General features: G+C 58.1%; 13 protein-coding genes. 6 read left to right on the plus strand and 7 right to left on the minus strand.

The features are described from left to right. Positions 1-31 precede the first annotated feature (31 nt). From SIB38_RS13510 to SIB38_RS13530, 5 genes are all read right to left on the minus strand, one after another. On the minus strand, positions 32-442 hold the full coding sequence (locus SIB38_RS13510) for a Fur family transcriptional regulator (protein ID WP_294114584.1): 411 nt from the start codon (positions 440-442) through the stop codon (positions 32-34). Positions 443-550: 108 nt separating this feature from the next. Beyond that, positions 551-1,396: a PhzF family phenazine biosynthesis protein gene (locus SIB38_RS13515; RefSeq protein ID WP_294114586.1), complete on the minus strand. Its 846-nt coding sequence runs from the start codon at positions 1,394-1,396 to the stop codon at positions 551-553. 36 nt (positions 1,397-1,432) lie between these two features. Then, complete coding sequence (locus tag SIB38_RS13520; protein ID WP_412550369.1) at positions 1,433-2,122, minus strand: endonuclease/exonuclease/phosphatase family protein; 690 nt, start codon at positions 2,120-2,122, stop codon at positions 1,433-1,435. 67 nt (positions 2,123-2,189) lie between these two features. Continuing rightward, entirely contained in the window at positions 2,190-3,602 is a 1,413-nt protein-coding gene (locus SIB38_RS13525) for a protein adenylyltransferase SelO (RefSeq protein WP_412550370.1), read from the minus strand. A gap of 100 nt (positions 3,603-3,702) precedes the next feature. Continuing rightward, a complete protein-coding gene (locus tag SIB38_RS13530; RefSeq protein ID WP_294114594.1) occupies positions 3,703-4,644 on the minus strand; it encodes a nucleoside hydrolase in 942 nt (313 codons plus the stop codon). A gap of 295 nt (positions 4,645-4,939) precedes the next feature. Between SIB38_RS13530 and selD the strand changes: the two genes are divergently transcribed. Next, positions 4,940-7,114: a selenide, water dikinase SelD gene (selD, locus tag SIB38_RS13535; protein ID WP_412550371.1), complete on the plus strand. Its 2,175-nt coding sequence runs from the start codon at positions 4,940-4,942 to the stop codon at positions 7,112-7,114. Positions 7,115-7,185: 71 nt separating this feature from the next. On the opposite strand, the gene mnmH is transcribed toward selD, so the two are convergent. Both mnmH and paaZ read right to left on the minus strand, forming a co-directional pair. Then, entirely contained in the window at positions 7,186-8,232 is a 1,047-nt protein-coding gene (mnmH, locus tag SIB38_RS13540) for a tRNA 2-selenouridine(34) synthase MnmH (RefSeq protein WP_412550372.1), read from the minus strand. A gap of 81 nt (positions 8,233-8,313) precedes the next feature. After that, entirely contained in the window at positions 8,314-10,344 is a 2,031-nt protein-coding gene (gene paaZ / locus SIB38_RS13545; RefSeq protein WP_412550373.1) for a phenylacetic acid degradation bifunctional protein PaaZ, read from the minus strand. 95 nt (positions 10,345-10,439) lie between these two features. Between paaZ and paaI the strand changes: the two genes are divergently transcribed. The 5 genes from paaI (at position 10,440) to SIB38_RS13570 (ending at position 14,032) form a co-directional block, all read left to right on the plus strand. Continuing rightward, complete coding sequence (gene paaI / locus SIB38_RS13550; protein ID WP_294114601.1) at positions 10,440-10,877, plus strand: hydroxyphenylacetyl-CoA thioesterase PaaI; 438 nt, start codon at positions 10,440-10,442, stop codon at positions 10,875-10,877. Positions 10,878-10,897: 20 nt separating this feature from the next. Further along, on the plus strand, positions 10,898-12,208 hold the full coding sequence (gene paaK / locus SIB38_RS13555; RefSeq protein ID WP_412550374.1) for a phenylacetate--CoA ligase PaaK: 1,311 nt from the start codon (positions 10,898-10,900) through the stop codon (positions 12,206-12,208). Beyond that, entirely contained in the window at positions 12,208-12,807 is a 600-nt protein-coding gene (locus SIB38_RS13560) for a TetR/AcrR family transcriptional regulator (RefSeq protein WP_412550375.1), read from the plus strand. Before paaK ends, SIB38_RS13560 begins: the two co-directional genes overlap by 1 nt. A gap of 102 nt (positions 12,808-12,909) precedes the next feature. Beyond that, positions 12,910-13,533 carry a hypothetical protein gene (locus SIB38_RS13565; RefSeq protein ID WP_412550376.1) on the plus strand — a complete coding sequence of 208 codons (624 nt, stop codon included), beginning with the start codon at positions 12,910-12,912 and terminating at the stop codon, positions 13,531-13,533. A gap of 160 nt (positions 13,534-13,693) precedes the next feature. Continuing rightward, complete coding sequence (locus SIB38_RS13570; protein WP_294114608.1) at positions 13,694-14,032, plus strand: hypothetical protein; 339 nt, start codon at positions 13,694-13,696, stop codon at positions 14,030-14,032. Positions 14,033-14,055: the final 23 nt, after the last annotated feature.

Below are 14,055 nucleotides of genomic sequence, written 5' to 3' on the forward strand. Positions count from 1 at the left end.
TGAGGTTGTTTGGAGGACTTTGACTAAAGCTCTATTTCTTGAGCGGAACGCCGTAGAGCTCAAGCCGATGGCCCTTGAGCTGAAACCCCAGTTTTTCGGCGATTTTTTCTTGCAGCGCTTCAATCTCTGGATCGACAAATTCAATGACTTCACCAGAGGAGATATCGATCAGGTGGTCGTGGTGCTCGCGCTCCGCATCCTCATAACGAGCGCGGCCATCGCCAAACTCCAGCTTGTCCAGAATTCCGGCTTCTTCGAAGAGTTTGACGGTCCGGTAGACAGTTGCGAGGGAGATGCCAGAATCGCGAGCTGAGGCGCGGGCATAGAGCTCTTCCACGTCAGGGTGGTCGGTGCTTTCCTGCAAAACAGTGGCGATGGTTCGGCGTTGCTCCGTCATCCGCAACCCTTTGGATTCGCACCGTTCAATAATGGAGTCGCCCATGCCGCACCTGTGACCTGACTTGTGGTTCTTGATTTGGCTTTCCTGTCTATCCAAAGCTGTCTTAGGTTTCCACTGCTTTTGCACAGCCGCGACAAGAAAGACCGATGCTCAGTCGAGAAGCAGTTTGCCTTCCATTGTCCGCCGCGCTTGCCCAGATACGGTGACACCGCTTGCATTGACGGAAACCGAAATTTCGCTGGGCCGGCGCATTTCGACGCCTTGACGGATGGTTAGTTCCAGGTCGCGACCTTCTATTCTGGACAGAAGCGCGGCGGTCGCGGCGCAAGCGCTGCCGGTGGCGGGGTCTTCGGGGATGTTGTCCAGCGGTGCAAACATACGCGCGTACAAGGTGTTGCCATCGCGGGCGTAGACAAATTGCGCAAAGTCCAAGCCGGATGGATAGCGTGCGTTGCCTTTCCGAATAGCTGCGATATCTGGCGATGTCTTGGCCAGAATGTCCCGGTTTTTGACCTCGGTGATCGTGAACGCCAGTCCTAAGGAAGCCATCACCGGGGGATGCACTTGAAACTGCAGATCGCCGGTTTCGATGCTTAAAGCCTCGGCGACCAAGGCCGGGTCAGGCTCACACAATATCTCGAGCGGTTGTGTGGCCTGAAAGGACGCGCTTTGGCCGTCTGATGTGCAGGCTAGCGGACCCACGCCGAGCTCTAACACCATGTTGTTTGGCGCGCCTTCCTGCGCCAATGCGCAAGCGGTACCGATTAGTGGATGCCCGGCAAAAGGGATTTCCATGGTTGGGGTGAAGATACGCACTTTGGCGGTGTGTGCGGGGTCATTGGGCGGGTATACAAAGGTTGTCTCAGAGAAATTGAACTCGCGCGCAATTTTCTGCAGGGACTCTTCTGCGATGGTTGTCGCATCGGGAATGACCGCCAACTGATTGCCGCCAAAGGGGGAATTCGTGAAAACGTCATAGACAAAATACTGCGTCATGGCGAAAGCGGCCTTTCCAAAAGGAAGCAGCGTGGATCATGCGCTGCGGTTTAATTCGAGCCAAATTGGCAGGTGGTCGGAGGCAACATGTGCCGGGATACGGCTCAGTACGCCGTGGGCTTGCACATCAATGCCTTTGGTGTGCGCAAAGCCATCCAAACCGGCGATTGGCCGTGGGGCGGGAAAAGTGTGGCCGGTCGACAGGAAGTCAAAACCCGGGGTCACGGCGTCCAGCGCAGCCTTGGAGCCCCATTCGTTGAAGTCGCCCGCTATGAGGGTGGGCATGTCCGGCAACCGACGCACAGCCCGCGCCACCGCGCCAAGTTGCATAAGTCGGTAGCGCCGGATCAGGCCAAGATGCACACCGATGATCCGGATGTCGCCGATGGACGTGCGTAGATCGGCGCGGATTGCGCCGCGCGGCTCCAGCCCTGGAAGATCTAGACCAGACGTTTCCAAAACCTCAACATTCGGGCGCACCAGCATGGCGTTCCCGTGGAACCCAAGCGAGCCTTTTGGTTGCCCGAAGTCTATGTGTTGAAAGCCTTTCTTCTTAACCAAGTCGTGTGGAAGGGCGGCTGGTCTTGGCGGGAGACGTTTGTCGGCTTCCTGCAATACCACCACATCGGCCTTCAAAGCACGGATCACCACCATGCTGCGCGCAGGGCGGCGTTGCAGGTCAACGCCGACGCATTTTTGCAGATTGTAACTGGCAATGCGCAGCAATGTTCAAATCCGCTTCAAGAGAGCTCAAAGAAGTATCTCTTTGAGAATAGGGTGTTTTGCTATGATGTTAAGTGCCGCAGAAGGTCTGCGTCACTTTTTCTTCAGCGGTTGGAGGCGTGGTCAGGTCGGTGGCCTCAACGGACGCTTCAAACGGCGCGGCGAGGACGGCGTTGAGGCGGTGAAACAGCTCATAGTCTCCGGCCACGGCCTGGGTGATCATCAACTCAATCTGGTGGTTGCGCGGGATGAGGTAAGGGTTGGATTTTGCCATGACCTCTTCCGGGGATGTCGACTGGTCTTGTTTTCGCGCGGTCCATTGCGCGTGCCATGTGGCGTAGTCACCATGCGCCTCAATCCCGGTTTCCGATACGGAGCCATCGGTCAAATAACGGAAACTATTGGTGAAATCCGCTTTCTGATTCGTCATTATGGCCAGTAGTTGGGTAATCAGCGCTTCGTCGCTATCAATGATTTTCGACAGGCCGAGCTTAGCGGCAAATTTCTTCTGCCAGATGCGTCGCAGCATGCTAGGCATGTCGTTGATGATGTTTGTGAATTCTTCCACTGCGGCGTCTGAGTTGTCCTCCAGCGGGAGCAGTGACGTTGCAAGCTGTGCCATGTTCCAGGCGATGATTTGTGGTTGGTTGCCATAAGCATAGCGTCCATTGCGGTCGATGGAGGAAAACACTTGGCCGGGATGGAACGCGTCCATGAAAGCGCAAGGGCCGTAGTCGATGGTTTCGCCGGAGATGGCGCAGTTGTCGGTGTTCATCACGCCGTGGATGAAGCCAACCGACATCCAATGTGCGATCAGCTCCGCTTGTTTGGCAACAACCGCTTTGAGAAAGTCGGCGGGCGTGCCGGTTGACGGATAGTGCCGTGCGATGGCGTAGTCCAGAAGGGACTGTAATCCTTCAACATCTTGACGCGCGGCCAGGACCTGAAATGTGCCGACCCGGATGTGGCTTGAAGCGACGCGAGTGAGCACGGCACCGGGCAAGGGGCGGTCGCGCATGATTTCTTCGCCAGTTTCTGCGGCGGCCAACGCGCGGGTGGTTGGGATGCCAAGCGCGTGCATGGCTTCTGACACCACATATTCACGAAGGACTGGGCCAAGCCAAGCGCGTCCGTCGCCGCGTCGCGCATAGGGTGTCGGGCCTGACCCCTTCAATTGTATGTCGTAGCCGTTTGATTCCCCGAGCAAAACAGCGCGTCCGTCACCCAGTTGTGGAGTCCATTGACCAAACTGGTGGCCCGCATAAAGCTGCGCGATTGGCTCCGCACCATCTGGCACCGAGCTGCCCGAAAACACATTCGCCAGTTCGACGGCGTCGTCCGTCTCGGTCATGCCGAGCGCCTCTGCGAGCGGATGATTGAACGCGAGCAGTTTTGGCCCTCGAACGGGTGTGGGTTTTTGATGTGAAAACAGCCGGTTGGGCAGTGACACATAGGTGTTGTCAAAGGGGATATGCAGCGTCATGGGCGCAGCATATCTGGGTTTGACAAGATTGCCACCGTGGATGGCTCACAAGGCCGCGATTGTGTTCACAGCCTTGCTTTGAAGGTCTGAATCTTAGCGCTTACAAGCGGCTAAGGCGTTCTGCCAAAAGGGAAAAGAACCCGTCTGCATCGACGTCGCCCATAAACATGGCATTGGGCTTGCGATCAGTGACCCGCCACCAATCGGCCACGGTCATGCCCATGGTGAGTTCGGATTGGGTTTCGATCTCCACATTGATATGGCGACCGGAGAACAGCTCTGGCTGGATCAGGTAGGCTGTTACGCATGGATCGTGCAAAGGTGCGCCGTCGGAGCCGTATTTTTCTTTGTCAAATCTCTCAAAGAAATCAGTCATTTCCGCGACAGCAATTCCAACTTTTGTGCCGAGGTTGCGGAAGGCATCGTTGCGCGGCTTGGTGACCAAGGCCTTGTGCGTGACATCCAGTGGCATGACCACTATTGGTACGCCGGATTTGAACACAATATCAGCGGCTTGCGGGTCAACGTAGATGTTGAATTCTGCTGCGGGCGTGATGTTGCCAACTTCGAAGTAGGCGCCGCCCATCAGGACAATTTCCTGTACCTTTTCAATGATATCAGGCGCTTTTTCAAACGCCGTGCCGATGTTGGTCAAAGGGCCGAGCGGGCAGAGTGTGACAGTTCCGGCGTCATGCGTGCGCAGTGTGTCGATGATAAAGTCAACGGCGTGTTGATCCTCGATCTGCATAACGGGGTCCGGAAGCACTGGCCCGTTGAGACCGGTTTTGCCGTGTACGTGTTCCGCGGTGACCAACTCACGGCCCATCGGACGGTCACAGCCTTCATACACTTTGGTGTCCGGCTTTCCCGCTAACTCACAGACAATACGTGCATTTTTTGATGTCAGGGCCAGAGGCACGTTGCCTGCAACAGCAGTGATCCCAAGAACGTCGATCTCTTCGGGGCTTGCCAAAGCCAAGAGAATGGCGACGGCGTCGTCCTGGCCTGGATCCGTGTCGATGATGATCTTGCGCGCGCTCATGATGTGCCCTCGTAGCTGTTGGAAGTCGCACCCTGTCAAGGCATGACGGGCTTGTCTAGCATGGATCACATCAGGCGTGAAAAAAATTTACCAAATGGTCCAAAAAGCATTCAAAACCACGTCGGTATTGCGTCTGTATCACGGCTGTTTTGCGGAGGTGCAAATTTGTGCGTCACGCGTGCCGTTGCACGATTGTGTTAACCCGCCGTGCGGTGGCGGTTTTGTGGTTGCGCTGGGGTACCATCCCCGAAATTCTGCGACGCATGCGGCAGCGAAAGGAATATGACCGGTGGGGATGACAACTCAAACCACGCTGACACGGGATTTGGTGCTGGTAGGCGGCGGACATGCGCATGCCTTGATGTTGCGCATGTGGGGCATGACGCCGGTGCAGGGTGTGCAGGTCACGTTGATCAATCCCGGACCAACCGCGCCTTACTCGGGTATGTTGCCGGGGCATATTGCCGGGCACTACACACGCGAAGCTTTGGAAATAGATCTGGTCAAACTGGCGCGGTTTGCCGGTGCGCGGGTGATCTTTGGGGCGGCGGATGGGATCGATGCAGATCGCAAGGTTATTCATGTGCCCGGTCGCGGCGAGATTGCTTATGATGTGGCCTCACTGGATGTTGGTTTGCATGCGCGGGCGGCGCATATTCCGGGGTTTTCGCAGTTTGGCATCGGGGCGAAGCCGCTGGATGCGTATGCAGACCGCTGGGATGCGTATGTGTCGGAGGTCGATGCTGGCAAAAAAGCAGGCATTGTGGCGGTGATTGGCGGCGGCGTGGCGGGCTGTGAATTGGCTCTGGCCATGGCGCATCGCTTACATGGTTTGGGCAAGACCAATTGTGTCACGTTGATTGAGACAAACACCAAGCTCGCGAATGGGACACCTGGCGCGGATCGGACTCTGCGGGAAGAGATGCTGCGATTGGGCGTTGCGGTCGTGAGCGCAGTCGAGGTAGACGCGGTCACTGCGGAGGCGGTGAAGCTGCGCGGGTATTCTGATGTGGCGTCGGAGTTCACAGTCGGGACGGCTGGAGGCTTTGCGCATGACTGGTTGGCGACGTCGGACCTGCCCAAAGATGCCCAAGGGTTTGTTCATGTGGATGAGCGGCTTTTGGTATCCGGCTATGAAGATCTGTTTGCTGCGGGGGATTGCGCGGCTTTGATGGCCAGTCCTCGTCCCAAGGCTGGGGTCTTTGCAGTACGCGCGGCGCCGGTGCTGTATCACAACATTTCCGCCGCATTGACCGGCAGCGAGATGAAACCGTTCCGACCACAGGCGGATTACCTCAAGCTGATGTCGCTTGGCGACAAAAGCGCGATGGCCGCGAAGTGGGGGCGGTGTTTGGTCGCTCCGAAGGCGCAACTGTGGCGTTGGAAAGATTATATTGATCAGAGCTTTATGCGGAAGTTCTCCGAGTTCCCGAAGATGAAAGCAGCAGCGCCAGTGGGGCCAGTGGCGTTGGGTGCGCAGAGCAATCAGATGTTGTGCGGCGGCTGCGGAGCGAAGGTTGCACCGGGGCAACTCAGCGCGGCCTTGGCAGAGATGCCCACCGTGAAGCGATCGGATGTACTGCAGGGCGCCGGCGATGATGCCGCCGTGTTGGAAGTTGGTGGTCAGAAACAGGTCCTGAGCGTCGATCACCTGCGTGGGTTTGTGGCGGATCATGGGCTGATGGGGCGCATCGCTGCGGTGCACGCGCTTGGCGATGTTTGGGCCATGGGCGCCAAGCCGCAATCTGCGCTGTTGTCGGTGACGTTGCCGCGTATGACGAGAGAGCTGCAGGCGCGGGCGATGCGCGAAATTCTGGCGGGGGTTGGGGAGGTCGTGCGCGGCGCCGGTGCGGAGATTGTCGGGGGGCATTCCACCATGGGGGAGGAATTGACCATCGGGTTGACCGTCACAGGGTTGCTTGATGGCGCAGCGATTACTTTGGAAGGAGCCAAAGTTGGGGATGTACTGATCCTGACGCGGCCGATTGGGTCCGGTACAGTGTTGGCGGCAGAGATGCAAGGCAAAGCCAACGGGCGGGACGTGGCCGCGTTGTATGAGATCCTGGCACAGCCGCAGGGCGACGCGGCAGAAATCTTGAGCGTTGCACATGCGATGACGGATGTGACCGGCTTTGGGTTGGCCGGGCATCTGACGGCCATGTGTCGAGCGTCTGAAGTGGCGGCGGATATTAGTCTGGAGGATGTGCCAACCTATGCAGGGGCGGAGGCGCTGGCAGAAGCCGGGCACCGCAGCACAATATTTGAGGACAACAAGCTGGCCGCGCCAGTGTTTGGGCCGGAGAACGCTAAGATGGCTTTGCTGCATGATCCGCAGACGTCCGGCGGGTTTTTAGCGGCAGTTACGGCGGGAGAGGCCGAGCGTTTGCGAGAGGAATTGCAGGCTGCAGGGCACAAAGCAGCGGTGATAGGGCGCTTGATTGAGGGCGCGCCAGCGATTGTGTGTCGCTGAGCGCAAAAGAGGGGCGTTGCCCCTCGCGCAGGCGCGCTCACCCCAGGATATTTGGGGTAAGAAGAAGCGGTCTAAGGCGTTTCAGATGCGATGATTTGGGTGGCCGTGGCGGCGAGCGTTTGGTCAGTAAGGTCCGGTAAGGCGATGTCTTTCGCTGCGCTTGGGTGCGCGCGGGACAAGCGCCTATACCGGGGATCGTAGTGGGTTTCGATCAAGGCGCGGGTGAGCGCTGCGTAGTCTCGTGAAATGGAGAGAGCTTTCCACCGCGCCACTTTTTCGTAGCCGTGATAGCGGGTGAGCATGTCCAGCACTGTGTGCAACTTGGTATCGTCCGCGCGCATGTCCGGATAGGCGGAGATCAGATGGTCGACGCGGGCTGCCAACGGTGCCGTGAGGCGTAGGTTTGGCGCCGCGATCATGGCCTGCCACAGGACCGGTGGGATGATCAGGCGGCCAATTTTGGAGCTTTCCGCCTCGACATAAACAGGGCGGTTGGGCTGCAGTTTGGCGAGGCCCATGGCGAGGCGGCTTTCAAAGGCTTTCTGGCTGGGTTGGGTATCTCCCATGGGGCCAAACAGGCTGCCGCGATGTTCGGCCATGGCTTCCAGATCCAGCGTCTGAGCGCCTTGTTGGGCGAGGTGATCAAGCAGTCGGGTTTTGGCGGTGCCGGTGCCGCCGTCGATCACCACAACAGGGCAAGGCATGGTGCCTCCATAGAGCGCTTTGGACACCAGCCGGCGGTACGCTTGATAGCCGCCCTCTATGGTGTCGGCGCGCCAGCCTATTTGTTTCAGGATGATGGCGACAGAACCGGAACGCTGCCCGCCGCGCCAACAGTAGACCAAAGGTTTGTAGCTGCCTTCTTTGTCAGACAGGGGGCCTTCGAGATGCGTGGCGACGTTGCGTGCCACAATGGCGGCACCGATTTTGCGGGCCTTGAACGGGTCTTCCTGCACATAGATGGTGCCAACGCGTGCGCGCTCGTCATTGGACATGGCCGGAAGGTTGATCGCTCCGGGGACGTGATCCAAGGCGAATTCCGCCGGGGAGCGCACGTCGATGATCTGATCAAACGGCAGGATGGCGAGATCAGAGAGTTGGGTCAGTTTTAGCGGCATGGGTTGTCCAAAAAAGGGGTCCCATGTGCATAGAGGCAAAGGCCGCGACGCGCCATAGGGCAGGCCGCGGCCAATCCGCGCTTAGTAAGCCACCATGGTCAGCAGTTCGTATTCCGCGACCATCTCGTCATCCTGATTGGAGGCGGTGACGTGCCAGCGGACCTCGCCATATTCGTCGTTGCGCTTTGTCTTCTTTTTGACCGTCAGGCGCACTTTCAGGCTGTCGCCGGCGACCACAGGTTTCATGAACCGCAGAGTGTCTAGGCCGGTGTTGGCCAACACTGGGCCTTCGTTGGGTTCCACAAAGAGACCAGCGGCGAAGGACAGGAGGAGGTAGCCATGAGCAACGCGGCCGGGAAAGAACGGGTTCCGCGCGGCGGCGTCTTCGTTCATGTGGGCATAGAAGGTGTCGCCGGTGAAGTTGGCGAAGTGCTCGATGTCCTCCAGCGTGATTTCACGCGGCTTGGTGTAGAGCGTTTCGCCTACGGCCAATTCTCCAAAGCGACGGGTGAACGGGTGTGCGCCTGCGTCGATTTCCTTGGCACCGGGGACCCACTGTTGACCGATGCTAGTGAGGATGTCCGGGCTGCCTTGGATCGCGGTGCGCTGCATGTAGTGTTTTACCGCGCGGATGCCGCCGAGTTCTTCGCCGCCACCTGCGCGGCCGGGACCGCCGTGGACCAAATGGGGCAGGGGTGAGCCGTGGCCGGTGCTTTCGCCCATGCTGTCGCGGTTGTTGAAATAAAGGCGGCCGTGGAAGGCGCCTGCGCCCATGGCGACTTCGCGGGCAACCTCTGCGTCATGGGTGATGACGGAGGCCACAAGGGAGCCCTGGCCTTTGCTAGCCAGCGCGATGGCGTGGTCGAGATCGCGGTAGCCCATGAGGGTGGAGACAGGACCAAAGGCTTCAGAGGCGTGTACGTATTCTGCGGTATCAGGTGACGCGCAGTGGAACAACATCGGTGGGACAAAGGCGCCTTTCTCAGCGTCGGCACCTTCGACTAGGAAATCGTCTGGGTTGCCAAAGACACGCTCAGCTTCGGTGCCCAGCAGGGCGGCTTTTTCCAGCACGTCGCGTTTTTGACCCGCAGAGACCAGCGCGCCCATGCGGGTGGCTTCTAAGCGCGGATCGCCGATCACGATTTTGGCAAGACGCGCGGAGAGCGCTTCGATCACGGCCTCGGTTGCGCTTTCTGGCGCGATGATGCGGCGGATGGCGGTACATTTTTGTCCCGCTTTGGTGGTCATTTCACGACTGACTTCTTTGATGAAGAGGTCAAATTCGGGTGTTCCTGGCGTGGCATCTGGGCCGAGGATCGACGCGTTCAGGCTGTCGGCTTCGGAGGTGAAGCGCACAGAGTTACCCAAAATCAGTGGGTTGGAGCGCAGCTTTAAGGCCGTGTCGGCGGAGCCGGTGAAGGCCACCGCATCCTGGCAGGTCAGATGGTCGAGCATGTCGCCGAGGCCACCGGCCACCAGCTGCACTGCGCCGTCAGGCAGGATGCCGCTGTCGACCATGAGGCGCACACAGAGTTCGGTGACGTAGCAGGTGGATGTGGCGGGTTTTACAATTGCTGGCACACCGGCGAGCAGGGTGGGGGCGAGCTTTTCCAGCATGCCCCAGACCGGGAAGTTGAAGGCGTTGATGTGTACCGCAACGCCCTGAAGAGGCATGCAGATGTGTTGACCCATGAAGGTGCCGTTGCGGGAGAGCTGCTCCACGTCGCCATCTAGATAGACAGTGCTGTCGGGCATTTCGCGGCGGCCTTTGGAGGCAAACACCAGCATGGTGCCAATGCCGCCATCGATGTCGATCATGTGATCGGCCTGAGTGGCGCCTGTGTTGAAAGAGAGCTCATACATGGCTTTGCGGTGCTCGCGGAGATGCAGGGCGAGCGCTTTCAACATGCGGGCGCGGTCATGGAAGGTCATCTTGCGCAGCGCCGGGCCGCCGACGCTGCGGGCATAGTTGAGCATGGCCTGCACATCGAGGGCGTCATTGCCAGCGGTGGCGATGACGTCGCCTGTGATGGCAGAGGCGATGTTGCGCGCACCGGCGCCGGGCGCGATCCATTGACCTGCGGCAAAGCTTGAAACGTTTTGGATGGACATGGCTCTCTCCCCGATATGTCTCCGTGAATCATTTATTGACCAACCGTTCGGTTTATGCAAGCTGGAGCGTGAGGAGATTGTGTTGGGAGGCACAGATGACGCCAAAAGAGCGGGCCGAGAAAAGCGCGGCGGCGATGTGGTCGACAGACCGCGCAAGCCAGCACATGGGCATGCAGATTGTTGAGGTGGATGAAGGGCAGGCGACGCTCTCCATGACGGTGAAGCCAGAGCATTGTAACGGCCATGGGATTTGCCATGGCGGGTTCACATTCACACTGGCCGACAGCGCGTTTGCCTTTGCCTGCAACAGCCGCAATCTGGCGACAGTGGCGCAGCACAACAACATTTCTTACATCGCGCCGGGGCGTGAGGGGGATGTTCTCACAGCGAAGGCGCGGGAGATCAGCCTGACCGGGCGCAGTGGGATTTATGATGTGACTGTTTCCAATCAGGACGCTCAGGTGATTGCCGAGTTTCGTGGCGCGTCGCGCGCGATCAAAGGGCGCCTGTTTGACGAACAGACTGAAGAATAATCGACGTTGGGGAGGACGTTATGAAAGATTTGTCACCACGTAAGGAAGAGCTGGAACCCATTGAAATTGCGTCGATTGATGAGATCCGCGCAACGCAGTTGGAGCGACTGAAGTGGTCACTGAACCACGCCTACAATAACGTGCCGATGTACAAGCAGCGCTTTGATGACGCTGGGGTGCATCCGGATGATCTGCAAAGCCTGTCTGATTTGGCGAAGTTTCCGTTTTCCTACAAAAACGAGCTGCGCGACAATTACCCTTTTGGCCTTTTGGCAGTGCCGCGCCAACAGATTGCGCGGCTTCATGCATCTTCTGGCACCACGGGCAAGCCAACGGTGGTGGGCTATACCGCCAAAGACATCGACAATTGGGCGGATTTGATGGCACGCAGCCTGCGGGCGTCGGGGCTTCGGGCTGGCGATTTGGTGCACAACGCCTATGGCTATGGGCTGTTCACCGGCGGTTTGGGCGCGCACTACGGGATCGAGCGGCTTGGCGCCACGGTGGTGCCGATGAGCGGCGGGCAGACCGAGAAGCAGGTTGGGTTGATCACCGATTTTCAGCCGGATGGGATCATGGTCACGCCAAGTTACATGCTCAACATTCTGGAGCAGTATCATAAGCTTGGTATGGATCCACGTGAGAGTTCGTTGTCTGTGGGCGTGTTTGGGGCGGAACCCTGGACCGATGCGATGCGCAAAGAAGTTGAAGCCGCTTTTGACATGCATGCGGTGGACATTTACGGGCTTTCCGAAATCATGGGACCCGGTGTGGCCAATGAATGTGTGGAGACCAAAGATGGGCCAGTGATTTGGGAGGACCATTTCTATCCTGAGATAATTGACCCGGAGACCGGTGAAGTCCTGCCAGATGGCGAGTTGGGCGAGTTGGTGTTCACCACGTTGACCAAAGAAGGACTGCCGATGATCCGCTATCGCACGCGGGATTTGACGCGGCTTTTGCCAGGCACGGCACGATCGATGCGGCGGATGGAGAAGATCACCGGTCGCTCCGATGACATGATCATTCTGCGTGGCGTGAATGTCTTCCCAAGTCAGGTGGAGGAGCAGGTGCTTGCGACCGGAGGGCTTGCGCCATATTACCAGATTGAACTGTATAAATCAGGTCGCATGGATGCGATGCGGGTGTTTGTGGAGGCGATGCCAAGTGCGGCAGACAACCTGTCCAAGACCGCAGCGGCGCGTATGTTGACCAAGCATATTAAGGACATGATCGGCGTGACAGTGGAAGTGATGGTGGGCGATCCCGGAGAAGTGGAGCGCAGCCAGGGTAAGGCGAAGCGTGTGGTCGATAATCGGGGCGCCGGATAATGGCGCGCACAATTGCCAAGGATCACGAGCAGAAACGGGTGCATATCCTGAAATCGGCAGCACGGGTGTTTGCCGAGCAAGGGTATGACCGCGCGTCCATGTCGGTGTTGGCCAAGGAGTGTGGCATCTCCAAAGCCAATATCTATCACTACTACGACAGCAAAGATGCGCTGTTGTTTGATGTGCTGGACACCTATCTGAAAGCCCTGCGGGATCGTATTTGTGGGATTGATTTGAGTGGCTTGGACGTGAAATCTCAACTTAGATCGGTGGTGCGGGAAATCCTTTTGGCCTATCAGGGTGCAGATGACGAACACCGCGTTCAGAGCACCGGCATGCGGGCGTTGCCGGTGGAGCAACAGCAAGTGCTGCGCGGGTATCAGCGGGACCTGGTGAACCGGGTGAGCGAGGTGGTTGCTGCCAGCGCCGAGGGTGTGTTTGACAATGATCCGGTGCGCCTGCGCGAGACCACCATGTCGGTATTTGGCATGCTCAACTGGTATTACATGTGGCAGCATGGTGCCGACACAGAAGCCCGTGAGCGGTATGCAGATCTGGCGACAGATTTGGTGCTAGGAGGGGTGCGCGGCCTTGCCTAGACGGGCAGGGCGCTAACGTCGCCCTCAGATCGTTTTTGGACCACTTAGTTAATTTGTGTTAAAACATGCCCATTACCGTTTCTATTTATAAAGGGTAGCGTTTTGAAAAAACAACTTTGTGGCGTGGCGTTGGCGGCGATTTTGACCGGGAGCGGCGCAGCTCAGGCCGATCCGTCTTTTGGATTTGGTCTGACCTATGTCTTTGGCGGCGATTGGGCCTTGGGCGTACGTGTGTTCCATGATGATGAGCCGGAAAGCGCGGTTCTGGCCTTGGGATTTGACTACAAGTTTGGCTCTCAGGCATTCCGCCCCACGATTGGGGCGGCTTATCTGGACGAAGATTTCTACATCGATTTTAGCCTTGGCTACGACACCCGATTGCAGGCGTTGGACTATGGCATTGGCGTTGGCGCGGCGTTTGAAACCGAAAAACCTGCATCAGCTGGCGGTGGGGGTGCGACAACCACCGGCGGTGACAGCACGCCAACCCCAACCGGCACGGACGCTGGGAGTGGGGCCTCGGGCGGGGGTGACGCTGACACTGGCAGCGGTACGGGTGCAGGTGATGATGGTGGTGGGACAGATACCGGCGGCACCGGGGATGGCAGCACTGGCGATGGGGGCACTGATGGTGGTGGCCCCAGTGACGGTGGCACTGATGGTGGTGGCACCGATGTGGGTGGTACGGATGGCGGAAGCACTGATGGGGGAACCGATGTGCTTTGATACCAGTATGGCATAATCATCCAATTTGGATCCGGAAAACCGCGTGAATTTCCGTTGTAAGCGCGGGTTCACAATTGGGTGCGGGTGTTTTTGACACATTGGCGCGTCCAAGCGATCCATGGTATTTTCCCATCAACTAATTGCGGTGGGAGAGAAAATTATGAAACGAGCTTTAACAGCCGGCCTTTTGGGCGCTGTCTTGGTTTGTGGAACTGTCGCGCAGGCAGACCCGTCTTTTGGCCTAGGTCTGACCTACACATTTGGCGGAGATTGGGGTGTTGGTGTGCGGGTGTTCCACGACGACGAGCCGGAAAGCGCGGTTCTGGCGATTGGAGCGGATTACAAGTTTGGCACACAGGCGTTCCGTCCAACTGTTGGTGCGGCCTATCTGGATGAAGACTTCTATGTCGATTTCAGCTTGGGGTACGACACGCGCTTGCAAGCGTTGGATTACGGCGTTGGCGTCGGTGCTGCATTTGAGACCCAGCCGAAGCCGTAAGGTCTTTGGTGCTTGCGGAGAAA

This window comes from Shimia sp. MIT910701 (assembly GCF_047126315.1).
In the GTDB taxonomy this organism is placed as follows: domain Bacteria; phylum Pseudomonadota; class Alphaproteobacteria; order Rhodobacterales; family Rhodobacteraceae; genus Shimia.

Excerpts from the sequence above, each read along its gene's own strand:
- SIB38_RS13510 (WP_294114584.1), bottom strand. The coding sequence starts at position 442 with ATGGGCGACTCCATTATTGAACGGTGCGAATCCAAAGGGTTGCGGATG.
- SIB38_RS13515 (WP_294114586.1), bottom strand. The coding sequence starts at position 1,396 with ATGACGCAGTATTTTGTCTATGACGTTTTCACGAATTCCCCCTTTGGC.
- SIB38_RS13525 (WP_412550370.1), bottom strand. The coding sequence starts at position 3,602 with ATGACGCTGCATATCCCCTTTGACAACACCTATGTGTCACTGCCCAAC.
- SIB38_RS13530 (WP_294114594.1), bottom strand. The coding sequence starts at position 4,644 with ATGAGCGCGCGCAAGATCATCATCGACACGGATCCAGGCCAGGACGAC.
- selD (WP_412550371.1), top strand. The coding sequence starts at position 4,940 with ATGACAACTCAAACCACGCTGACACGGGATTTGGTGCTGGTAGGCGGC.
- mnmH (WP_412550372.1), bottom strand. The coding sequence starts at position 8,232 with ATGCCGCTAAAACTGACCCAACTCTCTGATCTCGCCATCCTGCCGTTT.
- paaZ (WP_412550373.1), bottom strand. The coding sequence starts at position 10,344 with ATGTCCATCCAAAACGTTTCAAGCTTTGCCGCAGGTCAATGGATCGCG.
- paaI (WP_294114601.1), top strand. The coding sequence starts at position 10,440 with ATGACGCCAAAAGAGCGGGCCGAGAAAAGCGCGGCGGCGATGTGGTCG.
- paaK (WP_412550374.1), top strand. The coding sequence starts at position 10,898 with ATGAAAGATTTGTCACCACGTAAGGAAGAGCTGGAACCCATTGAAATT.
- SIB38_RS13560 (WP_412550375.1), top strand. The coding sequence starts at position 12,208 with ATGGCGCGCACAATTGCCAAGGATCACGAGCAGAAACGGGTGCATATC.
- SIB38_RS13570 (WP_294114608.1), top strand. The coding sequence starts at position 13,694 with ATGAAACGAGCTTTAACAGCCGGCCTTTTGGGCGCTGTCTTGGTTTGT.